The 25,911-nt window shown below is 71.6% G+C and carries 15 protein-coding genes and 1 pseudogene; 6 read left to right on the forward strand and 10 right to left on the reverse strand.

The genetic code is table 11. From position 1 onward, the window contains the following. Positions 1-30 precede the first annotated feature (30 nt). A complete protein-coding gene (locus P2L57_RS05485; RefSeq protein ID WP_275809042.1) occupies positions 31-1,629 on the forward strand; it encodes a DEAD/DEAH box helicase in 1,599 nt (532 codons plus the stop codon). A gap of 97 nt (positions 1,630-1,726) precedes the next feature. Here the strand turns inward: P2L57_RS05485 and P2L57_RS05490 are convergent, their stop codons facing one another. Genes P2L57_RS05490 through P2L57_RS05515 form a run of 6 tightly spaced genes read right to left on the reverse strand, consistent with a single transcriptional unit; the run spans position 1,727 to position 16,846 of the window. Then, on the reverse strand, positions 1,727-2,854 hold the full coding sequence (locus tag P2L57_RS05490) for a class I SAM-dependent methyltransferase (RefSeq protein ID WP_275809045.1): 1,128 nt from the start codon (positions 2,852-2,854) through the stop codon (positions 1,727-1,729). Further along, positions 2,851-4,056: a glycosyltransferase gene (locus P2L57_RS05495; RefSeq protein WP_275809047.1), complete on the reverse strand. Its 1,206-nt coding sequence runs from the start codon at positions 4,054-4,056 to the stop codon at positions 2,851-2,853. The genes P2L57_RS05490 and P2L57_RS05495 overlap by 4 nt, the downstream gene beginning before the upstream one ends. Next, positions 4,053-4,919 (reverse strand): alpha/beta fold hydrolase, encoded by an 867-nt coding sequence (locus tag P2L57_RS05500; RefSeq protein WP_275809049.1) that lies wholly within the window; start codon positions 4,917-4,919, stop codon positions 4,053-4,055. The genes P2L57_RS05495 and P2L57_RS05500 overlap by 4 nt, the downstream gene beginning before the upstream one ends. Before the next feature lies 1 nt (position 4,920). Next, on the reverse strand, positions 4,921-5,226 hold the full coding sequence (locus tag P2L57_RS05505) for an acyl carrier protein (RefSeq protein ID WP_275809217.1): 306 nt from the start codon (positions 5,224-5,226) through the stop codon (positions 4,921-4,923). A 17-nt stretch (positions 5,227-5,243) separates the two neighbouring features. Next, entirely contained in the window at positions 5,244-9,953 is a 4,710-nt protein-coding gene (locus P2L57_RS05510; protein ID WP_275809051.1) for a type I polyketide synthase, read from the reverse strand. Positions 9,954-9,961: 8 nt separating this feature from the next. Beyond that, a complete protein-coding gene (locus tag P2L57_RS05515) occupies positions 9,962-16,846 on the reverse strand; it encodes a type I polyketide synthase (protein WP_275809055.1) in 6,885 nt (2,294 codons plus the stop codon). Between the two features lie 1,280 nt (positions 16,847-18,126). Here P2L57_RS05515 and P2L57_RS05520 point away from each other — a divergent pair. The 3 genes from P2L57_RS05520 (at position 18,127) to P2L57_RS05530 (ending at position 19,920) form a co-directional block, all read left to right on the forward strand. Further along, positions 18,127-18,783: a hypothetical protein gene (locus tag P2L57_RS05520; protein WP_275809058.1), complete on the forward strand. Its 657-nt coding sequence runs from the start codon at positions 18,127-18,129 to the stop codon at positions 18,781-18,783. 173 nt (positions 18,784-18,956) lie between these two features. Continuing rightward, positions 18,957-19,376: a DUF3052 domain-containing protein gene (locus P2L57_RS05525; RefSeq protein WP_275809061.1), complete on the forward strand. Its 420-nt coding sequence runs from the start codon at positions 18,957-18,959 to the stop codon at positions 19,374-19,376. Positions 19,377-19,440: 64 nt separating this feature from the next. Continuing rightward, positions 19,441-19,920: a DUF2867 domain-containing protein gene (locus tag P2L57_RS05530; RefSeq protein WP_275809064.1), complete on the forward strand. Its 480-nt coding sequence runs from the start codon at positions 19,441-19,443 to the stop codon at positions 19,918-19,920. Positions 19,921-19,998: 78 nt separating this feature from the next. On the opposite strand, the gene P2L57_RS05535 is transcribed toward P2L57_RS05530, so the two are convergent. After that, entirely contained in the window at positions 19,999-21,108 is a 1,110-nt protein-coding gene (locus tag P2L57_RS05535) for a carboxylate-amine ligase (protein WP_275809066.1), read from the reverse strand. Between the two features lie 349 nt (positions 21,109-21,457). Here P2L57_RS05535 and P2L57_RS05540 point away from each other — a divergent pair, with 349 nt between their 5' ends. After that, the gene (locus P2L57_RS05540) at positions 21,458-22,408 is read left to right on the forward strand and encodes an SDR family NAD(P)-dependent oxidoreductase (RefSeq protein WP_275809069.1); all 951 of its coding nucleotides are present in this window, start codon (positions 21,458-21,460) and stop codon (positions 22,406-22,408) included. Positions 22,409-22,535: 127 nt separating this feature from the next. Next, positions 22,536-22,988 (forward strand): PPOX class F420-dependent oxidoreductase, encoded by a 453-nt coding sequence (locus P2L57_RS05545; protein ID WP_275809220.1) that lies wholly within the window; start codon positions 22,536-22,538, stop codon positions 22,986-22,988. Positions 22,989-23,068: 80 nt separating this feature from the next. On the opposite strand, the gene argS is transcribed toward P2L57_RS05545, so the two are convergent. From argS to P2L57_RS05560, 3 genes and pseudogenes are all read right to left on the reverse strand, one after another. Continuing rightward, complete coding sequence (argS, locus tag P2L57_RS05550; protein ID WP_275809073.1) at positions 23,069-24,730, reverse strand: arginine--tRNA ligase; 1,662 nt, start codon at positions 24,728-24,730, stop codon at positions 23,069-23,071. A gap of 144 nt (positions 24,731-24,874) precedes the next feature. Continuing rightward, positions 24,875-24,952, reverse strand: a pseudogene (locus tag P2L57_RS05555) (lytic polysaccharide monooxygenase); the annotation flags it as partial. A 232-nt stretch (positions 24,953-25,184) separates the two neighbouring features. Beyond that, positions 25,185-25,895, reverse strand: a complete 711-nt coding sequence (locus P2L57_RS05560) for an SDR family oxidoreductase (RefSeq protein WP_275809077.1) — start codon at positions 25,893-25,895, stop codon at positions 25,185-25,187. Positions 25,896-25,911: the final 16 nt, after the last annotated feature.

Raw genomic sequence — 25,911 nt, forward strand, 5'->3', positions numbered from 1 at the left:
TGTCCGTGAGGCCCAGGAAGGTTTTTCTCGATGACCCGATCCGAACGCCATGCCCGCAAGCGACCGGCCAATCCGCGTGGCAGGGCCCGTGCGAAGGGCTCCACGACGGGTACCGGCAGTGTCCCCGCCCGCAAGGTCACGCCCCCGCAGGAATTCGCGCTGCCGGAAACCGTCACCCCCGCACTGCCTGCCGTCGAGACCTTCGACGCCCTGGACATGCCCGCCGCCCTGGCCAAGACCCTTGCGGCCCAGGGCGTGACCTCACCGTTCCCGATCCAGGGCGCGACACTGCCGAACTCCCTCGCCGGACGTGACATCCTCGGCCGGGGACGCACCGGCTCGGGCAAGACACTCGCCTTCGGCCTCGCAGTGCTCGCCCGCACGGCGGGCCGCCGCGCCGAGCCCAAGGCACCGCTCGCGCTGGTGCTGGTGCCGACGCGTGAGCTCGCGCAGCAGGTCACCGACGCCCTCACGCCATACGCTACGGCGGTGAACCTGCGGATGGCCACGGTCGTCGGGGGGCTCTCCATCACCAAGCAGGCCGGCACCCTGCGTCGCGGCGCCGAGGTGCTCGTGGCCACGCCCGGACGGCTGAAGGACCTGCTGGAGCGCGGCGACTGCGCGCTCGCACAGGTGTCGATCACCGTCCTCGACGAGGCCGACCAGATGGCCGACATGGGCTTCATGCCACAGGTCACGGCGCTGCTCAGGCAGGTAGAGCCGGAGGGGCAGCGGATGCTCTTCTCGGCGACCCTGGACAAGAACATCGACCGGCTCGTTCAGATGTTCCTGACCGACCCCGTGGTGCACTCCGTCGACCCGTCGGCGGGCGCGGTGACCACCATGGAGCACCACGTGCTGCATGTCGCCGACGAAACAGACAAGAAGGCGGTGGCCGTGCGCATCGCGGCCCGCGACGGCCGGGTGATCCTTTTCGTGGACACCAAGCGTGCGGCGGACCGCTTCGCCAAGCGGCTGCTCACCAACGGTGTACGGGCAGCCGCGCTGCACGGCGGCCGTTCGCAGCCGCAGCGCAACCGCACCCTCGACCAGTTCAAGAACGGCCAGGTCACCGCGCTGGTGGCGACCAATGTGGCGGCCCGCGGCATTCATGTCGACGAGTTGGACCTGGTCGTGAACGTCGATCCGCCGACCGACCACAAGGACTATCTGCACCGTGGCGGGCGCACCGCCAGGGCGGGGGAGTCCGGCAGCGTGGTGACGCTGGTGCTGCCCGAGCAGAAGCGGGAGATGTCGCGGCTGATGGCAGACGCGGGGATCAGCCCGCGCACGACGCGGATCAAGTCCAGCGACGAGGAACTCGCCCGGCTCACCGGAGCGCGGGAGCCTTCCGGAGTGGCCGTGACGATCGAGGTGCCCCAACTCGCTGCCCAGCCACGGCAGAAGGCGAACCCCAAGGCCAAGGCGAAGACGGCTGCGCAGTCGAAGGGGCGGCAGGCGCAACGCGGCGCGCAGCGGAGCACCCCCGGCGGCGCTACCGACGCGGGGCGGTCGAGGAGCACCCCCGGCGGCGCTACCGACGTGGGGCGGTCGAGCGGCCGTAGTCGTGGTCAGCGCCGTCGCCCGGCGCGCGGTGAGCAGGGAAGCCGCAGCCCCAAGTCTGCCTGATGTCAAGGCCGTTGACGGTGGGGATGCCGGTTGGTCATCTGGCTGACCGGCTCCTGGGCCGTTCGTGTGATGTGCGGGCCAGGGGGGTTGGCGCCTGTTACGGGCTCCCGTCGCCCCTGCTCGCGGCCGGTGCCTCGCGGCGGGCCAGCAGGCGGTAGGCGTTCGACAAGCCCGCGCGGTGTGCGAACGGAGCGATCAGGTGGTCGAGCAGCGCCGCGAGCAGCAGCACCGGCACGCCGGTCAGCAGGAGCAGATCGCGCCATGCGCGCCGTACCCGGCCCGGCGGGGTTCCCGGCAGCCACGGAGCGTCCTCCCGCGGTGCGAGCGCGTCCAGCAGCAGCCAGCAGGCGCCCAACAGGTCTCCCGCGTCATGCGGTTTGTCATGCTGCTCCAGCAGAACCGTGAAGCCCAGGTCGGTCAGCCGCTGGCGCAGGTTGGGCGCCGGCATCATGTTCAGGTGCTGCGGCTGGAGCCACGGCAGCCACCAACGCCCCAGCAGGCGGGCGTAGCGGCACCGTGGATCGGGGACCTCGACGAGCAGCAGTCCCCCGGGGCGCAGCGCCTGGCGGGCGGCGAGCAGTTCCTTTTGCGGGTCGGCGGTGTGTTCCAGGTAGTGGAACATGCTCACCACGTCGTACCGCCCGGCGAGTTCGGGCGCCAGTTCCGGGAACGAGCCGCGGAAGCCGTGGGTCACCCGGCCCAGCCGCTCGGCGAGTTGGACGCCCTCGGTGAGGTCCAGTCCGTCGAACGACGCCTCGGGAAAGATCGCGTGCGCGGTCTCGCAGAAGTGTCCGTGCCCCGTGCCGACATCCAGCCAGGAGTGCGGCACGGCGGCGAACGGCACCACGGTCCGAGCGCGGTTGCGGTAGGTGGCGGTGCGCATCCCGAAGGCTGCGCCGAGCCGCTGCTCACCCAGGCCGTCGTAGAAGTCGCGGTAGTAGAAGTCCAGACCGGCGGTGGTGAGTCGGGGATTCTGGAAGACATGCCCGCAGCCGCGGCACTCGTTCAAGGTGAACGATCCTGGTTTGTGCTGCAGCAGGTCGGTGGTGCGCAGCCGGACCCGCAGCGAAGTGGATCCGCACCACGGACAGTCCGCGCGGCGCGGTTCGAAGAACCGGCCGGTGCCGTCGGCCAGTTCGCTCTGGTAGGAGGAGCGCAGGGTGGCGATCCGCTGGGCCCGGGCCGTCGCCTTCCGCGCAGGTCGTCCTGATTCCGTCGAGGTCATGGCATCCTTCCGTCCGTGCGCCGCGGGCTTGGTGGGAGCTGTTCCAGATATGTGGCCGCGCTGAGGGCGCCGCCCGCGGTCCGGAACGAAGCGGCGATGTGCCGCGCTGCGGCGCGGTGTGCGGGATCGTCCAGTACCGCGTCCAGCGCCTGGCCGATGCGGGCCGCGGTGATCCGGCCGAAGCGCACCCGTACGCCCGCGCCGGCCGCCACCACCTGGCCCGCCACCACCGGCTGGTCGTCGCGGATCGGGGCGACCACCACAGGCACGCCGTGCCACAGCGCCTCGCAGACGGTGTTGTGGCCCGCGTGGCACACCACAGCGGAAGCGCGCGCCAGCAGTTCCAACTGCGGTACCACGGGGAGCACCAGGACATCCCGGTCGGGCACGAGGTTCGGTAGCAGGCCACCCGGGTCGGCGATCACCGCCTGCAGTCTGTCGGAGCGCGCCAGCATCGCCTCCCGGCAGGCCAGCAGAAAGGGTGCGCCGGTATCGGCGTTGGCCGTCCCGAGGGTGACGAGCACGGTCGCGCGATCGCGGTCCAGCCACTCCCACGGAAAGGACGGGGCCGTGGGGCGCATCGCGATCGAAGGGCCGACGAAGCGGATCGGTCCCGGCGCTCTGGCCGCCGGACCGGCCAGTTCGGCGGTGGTGAAGGCAAGGATGAGGTGCGGGGAGAAACGCGGGTCCGCCGTCCCTTCCGGATCGCCGACGCGCTCCCGCAAGCCGCTGAGCAGGCCGGAAACCCAGGCGTCCACCAGTGGCATGCCGTCCAGCGCGCCGGTGAACTCCGCCGAGGTCGTCGCGGAGGTGGCCCACCGCAGGCCCAGGCGCTCGGCGACCAACGCGCCCGCGATCGCCTGCTGGTCCACCACGAGCACATCGGGGCGGAAGCGCTCCACCGCGGTGACCACGTCCGGAGCCATCGCCTCGGCCAGCGGGACCAGGAAGTCCTCCCACAGGAACTTCAGCGCCGCCGGTCCCCGCAACTGCGGCGACCGCCGTGGCTCGCCGTCGGTCCACGTCCTCGGGACACCGACGCACGCGAAAACCTCGGCCCGCGCACCGGCGAGCCGTGCGATCAGCTCCGGCTGCCCTGCCCAGGCCGTCGCGTGCCCACGGGCGGTCAGCTCCGCCGCGACGCCCACGAGTGGGTTCACATGCCCGATCAGCGGTGGAACCACGAAGAGGAACCGGGTCACCGCACGCTCCCCTCGGGCTCCGACCTGCCGTCGCGGATCCGCGTCGGGAGCCGTTCGGCGGCCACGCCGCGCGGCTCGCTTCCGTGCTGCCGCAGCCAGGACAAGGTGAGTCGGCGCACCGCCTCCGTTGCCCCGATCAGAACGGAGTGCTCCTGCCCGGAGACGAAGGTGCTCCGGCAGTCGGGCAGCAGCCCCTCCAGCCAGGCCGCCTGGGAGACCATGTCCGACTCCTTGCCGTAGACCGCCAGTACCGGGCAGCGGATCGCACGCAACTCGGCCTCGGTCGGGATCCGGCTGGCCGGGAGGTCCCGGGCCAGCGAGGTGGCGGCCAGTAGCCTGCCGGCCGAGCGGGCCAGCCGAGCGGTGTGCTCGCTGTACCGCGTCGCGATCCAGGCCAGTGCCTCCTCGCGGACCAACTGGGTTTTGGCGCGCCGTAGATTGGCGTCCATCTTGACGGACCAGGCCGAGGTGGCGGGCTCGGACTCGATGACGAGCAGGCCCGCGACCTGGTCGGGGCGCCGGGTCGCCAGGCCGAACGCGGCCGTGCCACCGAAGGAGTTGCCCAGCAGATGGACCGGGCCGGTCAACTCCAGCCGGTCCAGCAGGCATTCCAGATCGTCGACGAACCGCTCCAGTTGGTAGCCGGTCGGCGGCTGCCCGGTGCGACCGTGGCCGCGCTGGTCGTACAGCAGCACCTCCATCCCGGCGGCTACGAGCGTGGGTGCCAGGGTGAAGTAGTAGCTGGCGAGGCTGTCGGTGAGCAGCCCGTGCAGCAGGACGACGGTGGCGGCGGGTGGGCCCGCGTCCTGCGGGGCGAGCCGCTGCACATGGAAGCGCAGTCCGTTGAGCTTGAGGTAGGCCACGTCAGCTCCGCTCCGCGGTCCGCAGCCGGGTCACGACGTAGCCGACGAGCTGACCCACCGTCAGACAAATGATCTCGTCGAGCTCCATGTCCGCGATGAACTCGGCGAAGTTGACCTGTTCGCCCCAGCGCGCCTGGAGCTGCTCGGCCAGGGTCACCAGGTCGATGCTCTCCAGTTCGAGGTCGTCGGTGAATCGGCTCTGCATGGTGATCTCCGCGGGGGTGAGGTCGTACCCGTCGAGCAGCGCGGCCAGCATGCCGGTGATCTCGCCGAGGACCTCCTGCTCGGTGGGCAGGTGCGGTTCCATGGCCTGTTCGCTGGTGGTCACTTGGCTGCGGTCCCTTCGGGGTTCTCGGACTCGTCGGTTGTCCAGGCCACGACGTAGTCGCGTCCCGGCCCACCGGGCGGGCCGCCCACCTCGGCGCAGCGCACCCGGTGGGTGCGCGGGCCACCGGGCCCGGCGACCGTGACCAGCAGGGTGGACGGGGCGGCGGCGACCACCGCGAACTGGCGTGGCCGGCCGCGCAGTCCGGTGCCCTCGGCCTTGGCCACCGCCTCCTTAGCGGCCCAGAACCGGGTGAACCACAGCTCGTCGGTCCCGCCGTCCGCCGCTTGCCGAGCTGCCAACAACTCCCGTTCCGCCGGGCCGAACGCGACCCGCAGGGTCTGTGTCGGACGCTCGGCGACCTCCTCGACGTCGATGCCGATGCCCGGGCCACCGGACCGGGCGGGCCAGACGATGGCCACCGCCGCCCCACCCCGGTGCGCAAGCGAGACGTCGAGCCCCGGGAGCGTTCGGCCGTGCGCCCCGGACACCCGGGGGCGGCCGGTCGGATCGTTGAGCACCTCGATCTCGGCCGGGAACACCGGGCCTTCGCCCTGCTCCCAAAGCCAGCGCCGCACGGCGTCCTTCACCGCGATCCGGCCCAGCAGCCACGCCCTGCGGCCGCGCGGTGGCAGCCGCTCGTACCGGGCCCGCTCGGCGGAGCCCAGGTGCCTGCGCATGACCAGGTCGCGGGAGGCGAGATCCCGCCAGCGCTCGTACAGCAGCACCCAGCCGCCGGGCCGCGGCGTGGAGAGGGTGTTGAGCTCGATGCGGCGTTCGACGGGCCGGGTGTCCGCATAGCTGTCGAAGCGTCGGTCCTGCCAGCCGAGCACCTCGGCCCAGACGGCGTCGCCGCAGCGCAACTGCGCGTCGGCGCCCAGCACGGTGTCGGTGAGCTCGGTGACCCGGATGTGGCAGTGCAGTTCGGTGCCGGGCCGGGGCGACGGCCCGAAGAAGCGCAGCTGCCGCATGCCGACGGGGAACACGATGGTCCGCTCGGTGCGGGTGGCCGCGATCCAGTAGCCGAGCAACTGGCCGATGTTGTCCAGCAGGGCACCGGGGGCGGCAGGCGCGCGGATCACGCCGCGCACATGCGCGTCCCCGACAGCGGTCAGCTCGGTCAGCCCCTGGAACGCCGGGCCGTGGAACAGCCACCGCTCGGCGTACAGCCTGGCTGCTGTCAACTCCGGTGGGTGCTCCACCTCTTGGTCCACCGGCCAGGGGGTGGGCGGCGCCGGATACCGGTCCGCGAGCTCGACGGTGCCGTGCGCGGAATCGCCGAAGGCGGCGGCGAGGCGGTCGCATCGAGCGGCCCGCAAGGTGATCTCCACGTCCACCGGTGTGGCGGCCGGGACCCACTGGCCGAAGCGCAGGTCGCACACGCCGACGGCGACCCGCGCGGGCACGGCCCGCTCCGCGGCGTCCATCAGATGCCGCACGATCGTGGTGGCGGGAACGACGGGCCAGCGGTCCGCCAGGTCGGGCCAGCCGGGGCGCTGCCGGAAGAAGCAGTGGTCGAGGAGGTACGGCATGGCCTCGGTCGAGATGTGCAGACGAGTGGTGTGCGTTGTTGACGCATCGTCAGCTCTACGGCTTGGAGGCCGCACGGGCGGACTGGGCGTGCTGTCGGACGGCGGCGCCGGTGGGTCCGGGCGTGCGGCGCCCACACCGGTGCGGGCGCTGGCGGTGATCAGCTCGATGACCGCCCGTTCGGTGTCACGCAGCAGCGCGTCGAGTTCGGCGACCGGTGGGAAGCGGTCGGACAGCGCGGACAGGTCCCGGGTGCGACCGTCGGCCGCGGCGGCCGGTGACGCCTGTGGTTCAGGCGCGGCCGTACCCGGGGCGTGCGCCGTCCGCGGCCGGGCCGCGAGTTCCGCGCGGAGGGTGGCGAGGACGGTCGTGTCCAGGGAGATGAGCGCTCCGCCGAGGTCCAGCGGCACCGCCGGATGGGACCGCCCCGGCGGCACCGGGGCCGCGGCCGATGCCCCGCCACGCGCGGGCAGCAGGGCGGCATGGTCCGGCTCGGCGCCCTCCGCCCACATCGCCGCGGCGACCCGGCGGAGCTGGGGCAGCCCGTCGCGATGCGGGGAGTTGGCCGCGACCACCAGGTGCTCCCGGTCCTGCAGCGTGTCGCCCACCAGCGAACCCAGTTGCCCGGCGCCCATCTGGACGAACGCCCGGAAGCCCGCCGCGTACAAGGCCTCGACCAGCGGTCGGAACCGCACCGTCTCCAGCAGATGGCGGAGGAACAGCGTGCGCACCTCGGCCTCGTCCGACGGAAACGGCGCGGCCGTTGTCGCGGACCACACCGGCACGCTCGGCTCGTGCACCTCGAAGCGGTCGGCGACCTGCCGGATCGGTGCCAGGTACGGGGCCAGCATCGGGGTGTGGAAGCCGGATCGGAACGGCAGCAGGCGGCCCAGCACGCCGCGCGCGCGGAACCAGCCGACCAGGTCCGCGACGGGCTCCTCGGGACCGCAGACGATCGACTGCTGCGGCGCGTTGTCATGCGACAGCACGACGTCCGACATGCCGTCGACCACCGCCAGCGCATCGAGCACCCGCTCGGCGCCGGCGCCGAGCGCCGCGAAGGCGAGCCCGGGAACCCGCAGCGCGTCGGGGTCGAAGGACTCCAGGAAGGAGTCCACCGCGACGCCGCGGTACAGCCCGCCGACGCCCATGGCGGTCCACTCACCGACGCTGTGCCCGGCCACGGCGTCCGGCGCGACGCCGATCCGGCGAAGCGCCGCGTCAAGCAGCCGACCGACGACCACGACGGCGGCGCCGTGCCGCCCGACGTCGCCCACCGGTGCGGCCGACCCCGACGGGTCGTCGACCGGACCGGGCCGCGGCAGGCCGAAGTGCGTGGCGACATCGTCCACCCGGGGAGCGAACTCGCCCTCCAGCCCGGGGAAGAGGAACGCGACCCGCCCGCGCCCCGGACCGGCCGAGGCGGCGTTCAACAGTGGCCGCGGCGCGAACCACACGCCGCCCCGCCCGCGCAGGGCCCGCCCCCTGGACACCGCACGGCGAGCCAACTCCAGCCGCTTCGCCGTCGGATCGACGACCGCCACCCGGCAGCGCGGCGCGGGACCGCCTTGGTCCGGCAGGCCCGCGGCCAATACCGCGGAGTCATCGGCCCCCAGCAGAGCGGCCAGTTGGTCCGGCCCGTCGGCGCTCAGCCGCAGCACCCGCTCGGGTTCGGCGACCACCGCGGCGGCCCGGCCGGAGCCCACCGGCGCAGTCGCCGCGGGCAGTACGGGGGAGGGGCCGCCGCCCGAAGCCTGCTCCAACACCACATGGGCGTTGATCCCGCCGAAGCCGAAGGCGTTCACCCCGGCGCGACGCGGCTCCCAGCCACCGCCGGTCTCCCAGGGCTCCGCCGCGCCGACGGTGCGGAACCGGGTACGGCCCAGCGCCGGGTGCGGGTCGTCGCAGTGCAGCGTCGGCAGCAGCACCCCGTGGTGCACGGCCAGCGCCGCCTTGACCAGCGCGGCGACACCGGCGGCCGGCATGGCGTGGCCGATCATCGACTTCACCGAGCCGAGCACCGCCCGCTCGCCCCGGGCTGTCGCCGGGCCGAACACCTCGGCCAGCGTGGCCAGTTCGGCGGCGTCCCCGGCCGGGGTAGCGGTGCCGTGGGCCTCCAGCAGGCCGAGGGCGCCGGGCGCCGTCGGGTCGAGACCCGCCATCCGCCACGCCGCTCGCACCGCCCGGCTCTGGCCGCCTGGATCCGGACTTGCCAGCCCGGCCGCCCGGCCGTCGCCGGCCACACCGGTGCCGCGGATCACCGCGTAGATCCGGTCGTCGTCGCGCTCGGCGTCGGCGAGCCTCTTGAGTACGACCACGCCGGTGCCCTCACCGATCAGGATGCCGTCGGCGCCCCGATGGAACGGGCGGATCCGCTGGCTCGGGGAGAGCGCCCGCAACTGCGTGAAGACGCTCCACAGCGTGACGTCGTGGCAGTGGTGTACCCCGCCCGCCAGCACCGCGTCGCAGCGGCCCGTCATCAGCTCACCGACCGCATGGTCCACCGCGACCAGTGAGGAGGCGCAGGCGGCATCCACCGTGAACGCCGGGCCGCGCAGGTCGAGCCGGTTGGCCAGCCGTGAGGCGGCCAGGTTGGGCACCATCCCGATCGCCGACTCCGGACGGTCAGGGCCCAGCCGGTCGATGAAAGCCCGGCGCACCCGATCTAATTGACGTAGCGTCAGCTCCGGGAGCAGCTCGCCGAGGGTGCGCACCACCTGATGGGCATTGCGCACCCGCTGGTCGAGCCGGACCAGACCGGACGTCGCGTAGCCGCCCCGGCCCAGCACCACCCCGACGCGGTCACGATCCGGTAGCCGGTCGGGGCCGCCCGCGTCGGCTATGGCGGCGGAGGCGACCTGGAGTGCGATCAGCTGGTCCGGCTCGGTCCCGGCCACCGAGCTGGGCATGAGGCCGAACCGGGTCGGCTGCACCTCGGCCAACTCGTCCACGAAACCGCCGCGTCGGCAGTAGAACCGGTCCGGCACCGGGGGTCCGGACGCCGCGTCCGGGTCGTAGTACTCGGCGTCCCAGCGTCCTTCGGGGACGTCCGTGATCGCGTCGACCCCGCCGACCAGGTTCCGCCAGTACGTCGCCAGGTCCGGGGCGCCCGGTAGCAGCACCGCCATGCCCACCAGGGCCACCGCCGGCGGCTGACTTGTCGTCGCATTCGCGGTCATCGGTGTCGTCACCGGCCTGACGCCGTGTAGACCACCGACCGGGTCGACGGCTCGCCCCAGGCCAGTTCCCGCAGCAGCGCCAGCGAGCCCGCGCCTGGGTCGATCAGCTTGACGCCCCGCTGGAGGTAGTCCAGGGCCAACTCCGCCGAAACCATTCCGCCATGCGGGCCGGACGGCGCCCACGGCCCCCAGTGCACGGTCAGCACCCGGCGCCCCGTGCGTTCCGCCCAGCGGGCGCCGAGTTCCTCCAACGCGTCGTTGGCCGCCGCGTAGTCGGCCTGGCCACGGTTGCCCAGAGCGGCGGCGATGCTGCCGAAGAGCACCGTGAACTTTGGCTGAGTGGGCAACCCGGCCAGTACGTCCAGCAGCGCCCGGGCGCCGTCCGCCTTGACGCCGTAGACCCGCCGGAAGGACTCCGGATCCTTCTGCGCGAACATCTTGTCCTCGATCACGCCCGCCGCGAAGACGACGCCGTCCAGCCGTCCGTATTCGGCGTGGACCTCCTTGACCGCCTGCCGCAGCGCCGCCGCGTCGGTCACGTCCACCACGTGGTGGCGGGCCCGCGAACCCAGCGCGGACAACTCGTCGAGTGTCGCCGCGACTTCACGCCCGGCCAGCAGCCTGGACGCGGTCCGGTCGATGTCCGGCAGCGGCACGCCCTGCCGGGCGAGTGCGGACCGCAGCGCCGGACGGTCGTGGGCGGCCGCCGTCACCGGGTCCTCGGGGCCGTCCGGTGGCGCGGTGCGGCCCAGCAGTTCCAGGCGGCAGCGGGCGGCTGCCGCGAGCGCCGCCGCGAACCGCGCGGTGATGCCGCGCGCCCCGCCGACCAGCAGCACCACGGCGTCCCGGTCGAGTCCCAGCGCGGTGGCCTCCGCCGTACCGTCGTCGGCGGGCCCCGCCCCCGTGCTGCCCAGGATCCCGAGGCCGGATTCCACCAGCGCCAAACCCTGCCGCCCGGCCGGGCCGTACCGCACCACCGGCGCGTCGTCGTCCGCCAGCAGCTCGCCGACCAGCGTGTCCACCGCGTCCGCGGCGGCCGCGACCTCGACCAGCCGGACCGAGACTTCCGGATACTCGCGGGCCAGGGTGCGAAACAGGCCGCGTAGTCCAACCGTCCGGCCGCTGCCCGACGTTGCCGTTCTGGCGGCGAGCAGCCACCGGGGGGAGCGGCCCAGTGCAGCCTGCAACGCGGGCACACAGCCCGGCAGCACCGGCGCCCCCCGCGGGGAGAGCGGATCCAGCAGCAGCACACCGTCCACCGGTTCGTCCGCCGTGGAGGACGTGTGCGAGGCGGGCAAGGCCAGCACCCGCGCACCGAGCGAGGCCAGCCGGGATGTCACGGCCTCGGCGATCCCACCGTCGTCCCCGCCCAGCAGCGCGAAGCACCTGCCCGCGAGCGCCTTCGGGGCTCTGGTGGGTTCGGACAGCGGTACCGTCGTGAACCGCAGCCGCACCGGTTCGTGTCCCGCGACGGCCGACCGCTCCCGCGCCGCCGTCTCGGCCGGCGCAGTCAACTCAGCCGATCGCGCGGCCTGTTGGCTCGGCGCCGCATCGTCCGGCCGTGCCGTGCCGGTCTCCTGCGCGGCCTGGGGACTTGGCACGGTGTCGGCCGCCTCGGCTCCCGGACCCGTGAGCCGGGCGGTGAGCCAGGCCGCCAGGGCGGCGGCGGTACGGGCGCCGGAGAGCTCCTCCAACTCCTCGTCGCGCAGTGCGGCGAGCTCGGCGCCCGAGCCGTCTGCGAGTCGGCGGGCGAGCTGGCCGACGATCTCGGTGCGTTTGATGGAGTCGATGCTCAGGTCGGCCTCCAGATCGAGATCGGGCTCGATCATGTCGGCGGGGTAGCCGGTGCGTTCGCTGATCACCTCCACCACGGCGTGCAGCACGTCGTCCTGCCCGAGCACCGGCGCGGACGCGGTCGCCGACTGCTCCTGCGGTGACTCGGAGGGTGGTTCGGGCAGCGGCGGAAGCGCAGCCGCCCGAACCACCGGCGGCTGCGGAACGTCCGGGGCTGGATCCCCGCCGCCGAAGTAGCTCAGCAGCACGTCCCGCTGTGTCGCGATCAACTCCCTGCTGCTGCGCAGGAATTCCGACACCATGGCTTCCCTGGTCGGGCGATGGTCGTTGGCGCCCGGGCCCTGTTCCGCCGCCAGAGCCTCCGGTACGGGCCGGGCCGGTGCCAGCGCACCGGGCAGCAGTTCTCCGGAGGCGGTGCGCACCAGTTGCCCGTCCACTGTCCAGCCGGGCCGTCGTGGTCTGCCCGTCCGGCTCGCGTCCACCGCGTCACGACCACGGAACAGCTGCCCGGTCCGCACCGGCACTCCCGCGACGGCGAGTTCGGCCAAGGCGTCGAGGAAGCCGGGCACACCGCGCCGCCGCCGCTCGATCGGCACCGCACGGTGCGGCCTGTCGCCGAGCACCTCGCCCACCAGTGCGGTCAGCACCGACCCGGGACCCGCCTCGACGAACACCCGGGCGCCCGCCTCGTACATCGCCTCGATCTGTTCCAGGAAGCGCACCGGAGCGTCCATCTGCTCCGCGAGCCCGGCACACACCGCCGCCGGATCCGCCGGATAGCCGGCCGCCGTCCGGTTCGACCACACCGGGAACTGCGGTGCCCGCACCTCGCGGCCGGCCAGCGCCTTGGCGAAGCGCTCGCCCGCGCCCGCGACCAGCGGGCTGTGGAAGGCGCACGCCACCGGCAGCCGCTTCACGCCGTACCCGGCCTCGCGCAGCAGCCGCATCGCGGTCGACACCCCATCCGTCGCGCCCGAGACCACCGTCTGCCGTGGCGCGTTGCGGTTCGCCACCACCACTCGCCCCCGTAGCGCGGCAGCCGCCAACACGCCCTCGACCTCATCGGCCGAGGCCTCCACCGCGGCCATCGCCCCGCGGTCCGTCCCCTCGCCGACCGCGTCCAGGACCGCCCGGGCCCGCTCGGCGCTGAGCATCGGCAGATCCTCGACCGCCAGCGCCCCCGCCACGCACAACGCCACCAGCTCGCCGTAGCTGTGGCCCGCGGCCATGTCCGGACGCACCCCCGCCATCCCCAGCAGGTCGTGCGCAGCCAGACCGGTCATGCCCAGCACTGGCTGAGCCACCCTGGTGTCAGTCACCGCGTCGCGCTGCTCCTCCCGCGCCTGAGGCGTGAAGGCCGCCGGGGGGTAGAGCACGTCCGCGTACGCCCGCCCCAGCCGCAGATGCCGCTGGAGGACGGGGAACGCGGCGAACAACTCCGCGAACATCCCCGGGCGTTGGCTGCCCTGCCCGGGGAAGAGGAACGCCACCAAACCCGGGGTCGCGCCCTCCTCGGCCAGATACAGCCCCGCCGCCGGATCGTGCTCACCGGCCAGCGCCCGGCGCAGCAGCTCGGCCAACCCCGCGACATCACAGGCCACCACCGCGACCTGCGTGGGCCCGTGGCCCGCCTCCGCCCGTCGGGAGGCGGCCAGCGCCAGGTCCCGCAGCCGCCATGGCGTCCCGTCCGCCTCCACGAGCCGCAGCGACTCCGCCACCTTGCGCAGCGCCTTTTCCCGATCGGCCCCGCGGAAGGTGAACAGCTCGGCAGGCCACTCCTGGAGCCCGTGCTGCGGGGGCGGGCCGTCATGCCCCCGCAGCACGGCATGGAAGTTGGTACCGCCGAAGCCGAACGCGCTCACCCCGGCCACCCGTTCGCCCGGCGGCACCGGCCACGGCCTGACCCGCGTATGGAACACGAAGGGGCTGCCAGCGGAGCGCCACGCCGGGTTCGGCAGTGTCAGGTGCAGGGTCGGCGGCTTCACCCCGGTGTACAGCGCCAGCGCCGTCTTGATCAGGCCGGCCAGCCCCGCCGCGCACTTGGTGTGCCCGATCTGCGACTTCACCGACCCCAGCGAGCAACTTCCCGGCGGCGCCCCCGCCTCATCGAACACCTCGGTCAGCGCGGCGAGTTCGGTACGGTCGCCGACCACCGTCCCGGTGCCGTGCGCCTCCAGCAGCCCCACCTCGGCCGGACCGACGCCGGCTGCGCGATACGCGCGATCCAACGCCGCCCGCTGCCCCTCGCGCCGCGGCGCGGTCAGGCCCAGCGAACGGCCGTCACTGGCGCTGCCCACTCCCTTGACCACCGCGTAGACCCGGTCACCGTCCCGCTCCGCGTCCGCCAGCCGCTTCAGCACCAGGCAAGCCACCCCTTCGCCCAGGGCGATCCCGTCCGCCGACGCGTCGAACGGCCGGGACCGGCCGGACGGCGAGAGTGCGTGGGACGAGGCGAAGAGCAGATAGTCGTTGATCCCGTTGTGCAGGTCCGCGCTGCCGCACAGCGCCAGGTCGCTGCTTGCGGCGACCAGTTCCTTGCACGCCACGTCCAATGCCGCCAGCGAGGACGCGCACGCCGCGTCCACCGTGAAGTTGGCCCCGCCCAGGTCCAGCCGGTTGGCGATCCGCCCCGAGATGACATTGGCCAGCATGCCCGGGAACGAGTCCTCGGTGAGCTTCGGCAACTGCTCCGCGATCGCCTGCGGCACCTTCCCCAGAAAGGCCGGCAGCACGGCACCGAGCACCCCGGCGCTCGACAGGTCGCTGCCCGCCTCCGCCCCGAACACCACGCTGGTACGGGAACGGTCGAAGGCCCGGCCGCCGTCCTCGTACCCGGCGTCCGCCAGCGCCCGGCGCGCCGTCTCCAGCGCCAGCAACTGCACCGGCTCGATGCTGCCCAACGCGGACGGCGGAATGCCGTAGCCCAGCGGGTCGAACGGGATCCGGGGCAGGAAGCCACCCCATTTGGACGGAGTGGTGCCGGGCCCGCCGTCCGGCGAGTAGTACAGCGCCGGGTCCCAGCGCTCGGTGGGCACCTCGGTGATGGCATCCGTACCGGTCACCACGTTCGCCCAGAACGCGGGAGTGTCGGGAGCCTGCGGGAACATACACGCCATGCCGATCACCGCGATGTCCAGCGGCTTCGGCTCCGCGGGGGCGGCGGGGAGCAGGCCAAGCCGGTCGACCAGTTCCGTGGCCCTGTCGGCCAGGAACCCGGCTGCCCGGGTGCCGACCGCGGTATGCAACTCGGTCAGTGTGGTGGGGGCCGAGCGCAGCACGACCAGCTGCCCGGCCATGAACATGCCCCGCTCAAGCTGCTGTTGCTCGTCCACCTCGGCCAGCTCGCCGGCCACCCGGTCGATGCCCTTGCTGGCGATGCGCAGTCGGCCGAGGTTCAACCGCTCCAACCGCTCCCAGGCCTCCCGCTCCGGTGTCCCGTCCGCCCGCAGCCGCCTGCGGGCTTCGCGGAACTCCGCGGTGAAAGGGCTCGGGACACACCGCGTGACATGCCCGGGCGCCGTCTGCAGCAGATCGGTGCCGCGCGCCGCCAGCACCTGCCGTTGGAACTGCGGACGTACCGCCCCGCAGGCCACCGCCTCTTCGGTGAACAGGTACGCCGTGCCCATCAGCAAGCCCGCCGCGCACCCCCGGCCGGCCAGCGGACCCGTCATCGCCGCTACCATCGCGGCCGAACGTTCGTCGTGCACGCCCCCCGCGAACAGCAACTCCACCCCGGGACGGTCCGGCGCCGCGTCCAGGAACTCCTCAAGTACCCCCAACTGCGCCTCCCACAGCGGGAAGCTGTAGCGCGGTCCCACATGCCCGCCGCACTCCGCTCCCTCGAAGACGAACCTGCGAGCCCCGTCCTCCAGGAACTGCCGCAGAAGTCCCGGGGAGGGCACGTGCAGGAAGGTGCGGATCCCCCCCTCCTCCAACGCCCGTGCCTGCGACGGACGTCCGCCCGCGATCAGCGCGTGGCTGGGCCGCGCCGCCAGCACCTGTGCCAGCTGGGCGTTTCGCACATCCTCCGGCGCGAAGCCCAACATGCCGACTCCCCAGGGGAGTTCGCCGACCGCCTCACCCGTCCTGGCCAGCAGTGCCCGGGTCTGCGGGCGGTCGGCCAGCGCCAGCGCCACGAACGGCAGCGCACCCGCCGTGGCCACCGCCGCGGCGAATCCCGGCTGGTCGCTGACCCTGGTCATCGGTCCCTGCGCCACCGGCAGCCGGGTGCCAAGCGCGTCGCTCAGCGGGGTTCCCGGGCCGAGCGGTGCCGCCCCCCGCGCGGCCGCTCGCAGCCCGTCCAGTACGGCTTCCCGCACGGCGCGAACCGCTCGCCCGGCCGTCCCATAGCGGTCGGCGAACCTGGCCGCCAGGAAGCCGTCCTGGCCGACGGCGAGCTGCCCGTCCCGAGGAGCGTTCGGCCCGCCGCGGCGCAGCACCCGGCAGCCGTCCACCAAGCTCGTCTCGGAGCCGTCCATACCGCGTACGGCCGCCGCGGTCTCGTCCGGCACCGCCGATTCGGCCAGCAACGCGAGCTGACTGTCCAGCACCACTCCGGCAGCGCCGCCGATCACCGCCGCCACCGCGGTACGCGGCCCGATACCACCGCAGGCCCACACCGGTGCCTCGATCTCCGGTGCGCCCAGCAGCTGCTGCAACAGGACGAAGGTGCTCAACTCTCCAACGTGGCCACCGCTCTCGCCGCCGCGTGCGATCAGTCCATGGGCGCCCGCGCGAACGGCGGCTCGGGCCTGTTCCAGGTCGGTCACCTCGACCAGCAGGCGGTACTCGGTGGCGAGCGCGGCCGGGTCCCAGCCTGGGAGGTCCGCGGCCAGCACGACGGTGTGCGGGCCGGTGCCGTCGGCGCAGCGCAACTCCTCGGGTAAGGCCCGGCAGCCGGGGCCCGCCCGCACGCCGAACGGACCGGGAACCCAATCACGGAGTGCGGCCAGCTCCCTTCGCCACCGGTCGTCGCCGGATCCAAGGTCCAGAACGCCCAATGCGTTCGCACGGCACACGGCCGCGGCGAGCCCGGCGTCCGGTTCCTGGAACGGGGTGATTCCCATTACGATTTCGGCCAGTGGGGAGATCAGTCTCATGGGCTGTCCAGACTCGTTGCGGCGCGGTAAGAGGGACACGTACGACCGCGTGACCTCTCGGACATGGGGTGCGACGGGGCAGCACATGGCTTGTGCACAAGAAAGCAGGCGCCGGTGCGCAACTCGGATTTCCCGTTGAATGCCGACGCTACCGATCCGCAGTGCATGTACTGGCCGCCCCGCGTTTGGCGGGAGGTGAACTGGTGTGAACGCGCGGCATGGTGGCCTTTCCGGCGGTCGTCAGGTGCCGCCGCGGCGCCGTACCGCCTTCCACCAGGGCGTTGATCAGCCTCGGATGACCGTAAGCGCATGCCGTGTCCCGTCGACCACCTCCTCCATGACCTCGCCTTCCGATACATCCACAACAGGCGCTGCGCCACAGGCGCGGTGGCGGTCACCGCGAGTGCGGGGAGTCAGGCACCGGTTACATCGCTTGATTCAGAAGAGATTTGTGCGAGCCATGTGCCCGGCTCGATTGTTGAACGACGCTGAGGATGTCAGTAGCGCACGGTTCAACTCAGTGGGCCAGCAGCGCGTCCGGCAGTTCAGCAGATGGGCAGATGCTGTTCTGTCTCAACGAAGGTGGCTGCGGCCTACTGGTATGAAGCCCACCGAGTCAATTTTCCACCGCTGCCGCGCGCAATGGATAGTCGTCCATTGGGGTGAATTTCGTTCCGTTTCCTTCGGCCTATGACGGCGGCTCCCGAGCGCCAGGCGCACGGCTCCGCGAACCCGCCGAGGGCCTGCCCCTGTCCATGCCTGGACCCGCCGGACCGCCGCGCCCGTGTTGACGTCACTCGATCCAGTGAGTGTCTGGACGGCTCCCGCTGGCCGACCAAGTCCCATCGTGAGTGTCTTCGTGACTTCCCACGCCTGGCCCGCATCACCGCCCGACGAGCAGTGCAGGTCCAAGGCAAGGTCTCATGGCACATGCGGAGTGCGGGGAATCACGAGTACAGGGTACGCAACCCGGGCCTGGCCGGGAGTTCGCGCCCATAGTTCCAACCACCGTGTGAATGAGTCGCTGTGTTGGCCAAAGTGTGGCGCTGGCAAGAGAGTTGGTGGTGGTCAGCAGGAAGATTCCGCTATGAAGTGTGGTTAGCCGGTTGCGCGGAGTGTGGTTATTCGCCGTATGGTGTCCGCCAGTGCGTGCGCGCTGTGGTGGTGTCCGGGTGGGTGGGGCATCATCGGCGAGCGCACGCGAAGGGGGGCGCGGGTACCAGTCATTGACGCCGGAGACCTGCGTTGACAACCGCTACGAACGGATGAGGAACACAACGGTGGCAGCCACCTTCGACACGCACGACGGCATCGAATCCACTATCGAGTTGCTGGAAACCGAGCTCCCTCGGTTGGAAGAGCAGCAGCAGACGCTGGAGAAGAATCTGGCAGCAGTCACGGAACGGATGGCGGCGGTCCGCGCTGCGCTGCGCAGCCTGCAGGCACTGTCCTGCGCTTCGCCGCTTCCTGAGGCGTCGGCCGAGGAACGGGAGGTGGCTGCGGCCACCTCGTCCCTGCCGGTGGTGGACGAACAGCGCCGCGAGGTACCCGTACCGGCGCCTCGGCAGGCGGAGGAGGACGCGGGCGAGGCAACCGCGGTCGCCGCGCAGGACGACGTCTCGACCGACCCGGCGCAGGACAGCGGTCCTGAGGAGGCGCGGCGGTCCGCGGGCCGCGGCAGGAAGAAGTCCGCGAAGGCGACGAAGGCCGGCAAGAAGGCTTCGCCTGCGAAGCGGATGCGCGGCCTGAGCGAGAGCATCGTGGCGTGCCTGGAGCGCGCCGAGGGCCCGTTGCGGGCCGGTGAAGTCAACGAGGCCCTCGGCCGCGAGAACACCGCGGGCAGCGTGAACTCGGTGCGTACCGCGTTGGAGCGGCTGGCGGTGGCCGCCCGAGTGCAGCGAGTGGAGCGCGGCCTGTACCAGACCCCGCAGAGCTGACACCCGCCTTCGGTACGCGTATCGGCCCTGGCCAAATGGCCAGGGCCGATACGCGTACCGAAGGCTTCCCATCGCCGACCCGTCGCTGATTCGGGCCTCCGTAACTTGCGCAACAAGGCAAGCGTTAACCCGTTGTCGGCGTCGCAAGGTTGGTCCAACGGAGGGGAGCAGCGATGGTGGACGCGGGCCAGGCTGGAGTCGCTGAGCGGCTGGGAATCGAGCCCAAGCTGCTGGTCCAGGAACGGGGGTGGGATGAGGACGTCGACCATGACCTGGAGAGTGCGCTCGAGGAACGGTACGGGGCCCGCCTGTTGGCCGAAGGCTCTGGCGACGTCATGGACGTCATCCTTCTGTGGTGGCGCGAGGACGGGGGTGACCTCGTCGATGAGCTGCTCGACGCCGTGCTCTGGCTGGCTCAAGATGGTGTGGTCTGGATGTTCACTCCGAAGGCAGGACGTGTCGGCTATGTGGAGCCGTCCGTCATCGCGGACGCCGCACGGTCCGTCGGCCTGAGGGTCGCCGACGTGATCAACGTCGGTGCGGACTGGGCAGGTTCACGGCTGGACCCGGGGTGGGTCGGATCGCAGGAGTAGAGCCGGCTCCGGGGTCCGTCGGCACAGTGGAACACGGGCCCCGTCCGCGCGGCAGGATGAGCGCGTGCGCGACGCGGACGAGCGCGGACAAGTGCGTCGGGGCTACCCCCGTAATGGATCGGTGGCCGTCGATCTCCCGGCGGGTACCAGCGCGGTGGCGTTCACACACATGGTCCTTGCCGGGACACCCGAGTGGGTGCATGGGCTGCTGACACTGCGCGACAAGCTGATGGCACCCTTCGGACTCCAGCGGCAAGAACGCGTCGCCGTAAGGGACATCGGGGTCGAACCGGGCAGGAAGCTGGGCCCCATCCGCTTGTTGGCCGTGGCGGAGGACGAAGTCCTGGGAGGCGATGACGACAAGCACTTGGACTTTCGCACGTCCTTCGCCGTTCGCCCATCCGCTTCGGGCGCTGGACTGGAGGGCGTCTGCACCTCGGTCGTCAGGTTCCGCCGCCCTGCTGGACGGCTGTACTTCAAGGCCATCAAGCCGCTGCACAACCTGATCATGCCCCGCCTTGTCGCCGGAGCCGTCCGTTCCTGACCGCCCCTCAGGGGGCTGCCAGGCGCGTCACCAGCGGAGCCGGAGACAACACGGCGGCACCACTTCGTTCGTGGGGCGTCAGATGCCTTCAGCCGCCGAGGCGATCAGACAGTCGACGACGTCGTGGAGGCTGGCTCGGCGCCGATGGGCGGCACGTTGACGGTCGGCACCGGTGCCATGAGTGCGCAGTCGAGCCCAACTGGCGCGTACCAGTCCCAGATCGCCGTGGCGCTTCAGCGCGGCGCTCACATGCGTCAACAACCCGTCCGCCGACACCACCGCCGGAACGAGGCGGCCAGTGCGCAGATCGAGGCCCTGACCGCCGAGGCCGTCGCGAGCGGCACGCCAGCAGGCCGCTCGCAGCACCTCTGGTGAGGGGTTGGGAGCTGGCTCGCCGGCGTCGACAGCCCGTAGGGCCGTATCGACCAGCGCTCTGATCACCGCGGCGAGCAGAAGCGTGTCTCCCACGGTCATCGCCGCGTCCGCCACCCGCACCTCCAGCGTGGGCACGTGCTCCGAGGGCCGAATGTCCCAGTAGAGAGCGCTGCGATCCATGATCGCCCCGCTGATGGACAACTGGCCGACCATTTCCTCGAAGTGCGCTACCGACCGGAAGAACGGCGGTGGGCCCGCGACTGGCCAGCGCGCCCACGTCACCGCGCGCCAGCTGGCGTATCCGGTGTCCCGACCAGCCCAGAACGGGGAGTTCGCCCCCAGTGCCACCAACACCGGCAGCCACGGCCGCAGATGGTTGCTCACGGCCAGAGCACGCGACCGGTCCGCGAGTCCGATGTGCACATGGCAGGCGCAGATGCTCTGCTCGTCGTCAAGCGCCCGGAACCTGTCGAAGCTCCGGGCGTAACGCGGCCCCTCGGTGAGCGGCGGGGGAGTCACCGCGCCGAGCACCGGGCTGCCGGACGACACCACCCGCAGCCCGTGTAGCGCGGCGGCCCTGGCCACCACGGCCCGCATCGAACGGAGCTGCGCGCCGAGCCCGGCCAGTTCGGTATGGGGATCGGTTCTCGCCTCGATCTGGAAGCGGGTGATCTCCGCGCTCACGCCATCGCCCATTTCCTTGGCGGCATAAGCGATCAGGGAGTCGGCCTCCGGACGCACCGAGCGCGAGACCGGATCGACGACTAGGTACTCCTCCTCCACGCCCACCGTCAGCCGGTCGTCATCCTGCACGGCCCCGATGCTCCCAGATCCATGCTCGCCCAGGCCTCCGCACCGACCGGAATCGGCCTGATCCGGCGGCGGCAGCGTGGCCCGGCCCACGGAAGGGAACGGGGAGCGGCAACAGCGGCGGGAGTCTGGTGCGGACTGGCGGGGAAGTGGACGGAAGGGGAACGAAGGCGCAGGCAGCTCCAGACGGCCCCGCCGCCCGGGCGCGGTGTCGGTCGGCTGTCTGCGGTTGGCAGCGGTCTGTCGGTGGCGTGTCGGCGGCCGCTGCGATCTTGGAGCTTGATCGGGGGCGGCCGTGAACGCGCAAGGCCGCCCACCACCGCCGGATGCCCCACAGCGCAAGGAGCCTGCAATGCCCTCCCTGGTCCGAACCCGGCCGTGGGACGTTCACCGGCTGCCGCCTGCCGAGGGCAGGAACTTCCTGGTCACCGGCGGCAACGCGGGGATCGGGTACTTCGTCGCGGAGCAGCTCGCCAGCACCCGGGCCACGGTGGTCCTCGGCAGCCGGGACGCGACGAAGGCCGCGGCGGCGATGGCCTCGATCCGTTCGCGCGTCCCCGGTGCGCGGGTGCGTCACCTTCGGCTGGACCTCGCCGACCTGTCCTCGCTCAAGAGCTCCGTGGAAGCGCTGGAGCTGGAGCGTCTCGACGCGGTCGTCCACAATGCGGGAGTCCTGCTCGACGAGCCGCAGCGCAGGGAAACCAAGGACGGCAACGAGCTGACGTTCGGGACCAACCACCTGGGGCACTTCGCCCTGACCCACTGGCTGGCGCCCTTGCTTTCGGCAGCGCACGGGGGCCGCGTCGTCATCACCGGCAGCTTCGTGGGGAAGTCCGCGCGGCTGGACCTCGACGATCTCCAGACCACCCGTGACTACCGGCCGAAGCGTGCCTACGAGCGGTCGAAGCAGGCGCAGATGCTCTTCGGTTTCGAACTCGACCGCCGCCTGCGTGCCGTCGGCAGCACGACGCTGAGCGTGGTGACCCACCCTGGCGGCGCGCTTGACTCCCTCACCCCCTCACGCCCGTCCGTGCATGTCCGGACCACCGGCGAACGGCTGCGCGGCCTGCCCGCCGGCATCCTCGTCCAGGGCAAGGAAGCAGGCGCGTGGCCCGCCGTGCGGGCAGTCCTCGACCCGTCCGTGGTCGGCGGACAGCTGTGGGGACCCCGGGTGTTCGGCCTGCGGGGTGCACCGGGGCTGGAATCCGTCCGAGGCCACCTGGCCGACACCGTGCTCGGCGCGCGCCTATGGGCCGCCAGCCGCGACCTGACCGGCGTCGAACCGACCTTCGGCCCCGGGTGACCGGATTCATCCGCACGGCGCCCGTCCGAGAACCGTGGCAAGCGGATTGCCTCCGGTGAGGCGGGAGTTCGAGGAAGTCGTGCCGGACGATGGCATCGCGGGCGTCGCGGCTGGGCAGTCCTGTCCCATGGTCGAAATGCCGAAGGACGTACGCGCGAGGATCGAGGCGCCGAACATCTGGTACGTCGCCACGGTCAACGTTGACGGTTCGCCGCACGTGAGCCCGATGTGGGTAGGGCTCGACGGGGAACTGGTGTTGTTCAACACCGCCGTTGGGCGGATCAAGGAACGCAACCTCCGCCGTGATCCGCGAGTGTGCCTGTCGCACGCGGACTCGGCCGATCCCTATGACCGGGTGCAGATCCGCGGTCGGGTGGTCCGGTTCGTCGAGGGACCGGAGGCGGACCGGAACATGGACCGGTTGGCACACACCTACCTGGGAACCGAGCGATTCGAGTGGAGAGTCCCCGGCGAGCGGCGTGTGGTCGTGCTGATCGAGCCCTCGAGGGTACGTCACGTGGTCGGCGTCGAACCCTTCCCGCCCGGGGCGCCCGGGAGTACGGGGGCAGGGCGCATGTGACGGGGACGGAAGGGCCCGTCACTTCGGGCGCGGCGGCACCTGCGCGGTGTGTTGGTGCCGCCGCGTACGAAGACGACCGCTCACATCCGCTCGGGCGCCGAGACACCCAGCAGGTTCAGGCCGTTGCGCAGTACCACCCGGCTGGCGTCCGTCAGCCACAACCGGGCCCGGGTCAGGGAGTTCGGCTCCTCGCCGTCCCGCGGCAGGACTCGGCAGTCGTCATAGAACCGGTGGTAGGTACCTGCCAGTTGCTCCAGGTAACGCGCCACGCGGTGCGGCTCGCGCAGCGCGGCGGCGGTAGCGACGATCTGCGGGAACTCGCCCAGCACACTCAGGAGATCGGCCTCCCGCTCATGGCTGAGCAACGACGGCTCGAAGTCGTCAGGCCCGCCCCTGCGCGCACCGGTCTCCTGAGCCTTCCGCTGCACCGCGCACAGCCGCGCATGCGCGTACTGCACATAGAACACGGGGTTCTCGTTCGACTGCTTGGTGAGCAGATCGATGTCGAGATCGATCGTCGAGTCCACACACGCGCGCGCGAGCGCGTACCTCGCGGCGTCCACCCCCACCGCCTCGACCAGGTCTTCCAGCGTCACAACTGTGCCCGCCCGCTTGCTCATACGGACGGGCTGGCCGTCCCTGACCAGGTTGACCAACTGGCCGATCAGGATTTCGAGGTTGTGTTCCGGGTCATCACCGAGGCAGGCCGCCATGGCCTTCATACGGCCCACATAGCCCGCGTGGTCAGCGCCCAGCATGATGACGACCTTCTCGAAGCCGCGCGACCTCTTGTTGAGGTAATAGGCGCAGTCCGCGGTGAAGTACGTCCAGGAGCCGTCGCTCTTCAGCAGGACCCGGTCCTTGTCGTCACCGAAGTCCGTGGTACGCAGCCACACCGCGCCTTCGGCCTCGAAGACGTGGCCACCTTCCCGTAGGCGTGCGACGGTGGCGTGCAGATCCCCTCCTTCGTGGAGATCCTTCTCGTTGAAGTAGACATCGAAGTGGGTACCGAACTCGGCCAGGGAGGCCTTGATCTCGTCGAACATGAGGGACGTCCCCTCCACCCGGAAGACCTTGAGGGCTGCGGAGTCGGTCAGTCCCAGGGCCTCAGGCCGCCGCTTCAGCACCGCACCGGCGATCTCCTGGAGGTAAGCGCCGCGGTATCCGTCCTCAGGCACCGGAGCGTTCTTCGCCGAAGCGAGCAGTGACCGGGCGAAACGATCGATCTGCATACCGGCGTCATTGAAGTAGTACTCGCGTGTCACATCCGCACCCGCGGCTTCGAGAAGCCGTGCCAGTGCGTCTCCCACGACCGCCCACCGAGCGCCGCCGATGTGCACGGGCCCGGTGGGGTTGGCGGAGACGAACTCCAGATTGAGCCGCGGGCCGTCGATGTGGTTCGTACGGCCGTACTCGGTGTCGGCCAGGACGATTTCCCGTGCGACGGCCCCCTTGGCGGCACTCTCAAGCGTGATGTTCAGAAAGCCGGGACCCGCCACTTCGGCCTTCTGGACACCAGCCGCAGCACTCACGATCGGCGCCAGCAACTCCGCTACGGCACGGGCCGGGATACCCGCGGACTTGGCGATCTGCAGCGCGACGTTGCTGGAGTAGTCACCGTGACTGCGGTGGCGAGACCTCTCCACTTGGAGCGACTCGGGGGGAGTCGCCGCGATCGTTCCGGAGTTGACCGCTTCGTGAACGCTCTCGGCGACGATGGCGGCGAGATCTGCTGGATTCACGCGGCAACGCTACAGGCCCGGCGGCAGCAGAGAACTGCCTTTTCTTGCTGCGATGTCACCTCTCAGCCGTTCTATCCCGCCATGGCCGAGGTACGCCTGCGTCGGCGAGGACCACCGGCCCTCGCCGACCTCGGTACGCAGGAGCTAGAACTGCACGTCGGAGCAGGCGTAGAAGGCGTTGCCGGTGTCCGCGATGTTCCATACCGCGAGGATGGATCCGTGGCTGCTGGCACTGCCGGTGGCGAGGAGGGAGGCGCCGAGGACGCCGAGGCCGACGATCACCGCGCTGGGCTTTCGGCGCATGGCTCACTCCTGGATAACGCGGGGGGTTCAGGGGTGGTGTGAGCGCCCGGGCTTGGTCCGGACCAACATGCACGAGAGAGCCGACTTCCGGACGTGTTGGTCCAGACCAATCCAGCCGGGCCATCGGGCGCGCCCCCGTCTGGGTGGCGGTCTACCACGGCACGGCGGTTCCGTCCCACGAGAAGAACCCACCAGTGGGGCCGTCCTCCGGCAGCAGCGCCAGACGGACGGCGCCCGCCGCGCCCTCGGCCGGATCTCCGGCGCTGGCGGCGGCGCGTTCGTTGAGGTCGGTTGCCCGCAGACCGGGCGCGAGCGCGTTCACCTTGAAGCCGTCACCGGCGAGCGCCTGCGCGTAGAACACCGTCAGCGCGTTCAGCGCGGTCTTCGACGACCGGTAAGCGGCCCCCGAGCCCGCCGGGAACCGCGACTCCGGTCCCGTACTCCAGGCCAGCGATCCGGTTCCGCTGGAGACGTTCACGATGCGAGGCCTGGTGGATTGACGCAACGCTGGCAGGAACGCGTTGGTGACGGCGATGACGCCGAACAGATTCGTTTCATACGTACTGCGGAAGCTGTCGACGTCGGCGTCGACCGCTGACCTGCCATCGACCATGATGCCGGCGTTGTTGACCAGGACGTCCAGGGTCTCGACCTGCCGCGCCGCGTCGGCGATGCTCCTGTCATCGGTGACATCGAGCAGCAGCGGCCGGGCGTCGCCGCCGATCTCGTCGACGGCCCGCTGCCCCCGTCCGGCATCGCGCGAACCGACGTAGACGGTGAGCCCGGCGGCCACCAGCTGCCGAGCGATCTCCTTGCCGATGCCCTTGTTGGCACCGGTGACGAGTGCTGTGGAATTGTTCATGGTGTCGACGATGCCG

The sequence above is a fragment of the Streptantibioticus ferralitis genome (assembly GCF_029223525.1).
Classification (GTDB): Bacteria; Actinomycetota; Actinomycetes; order Streptomycetales; family Streptomycetaceae; genus Streptantibioticus_A; species Streptantibioticus_A ferralitis.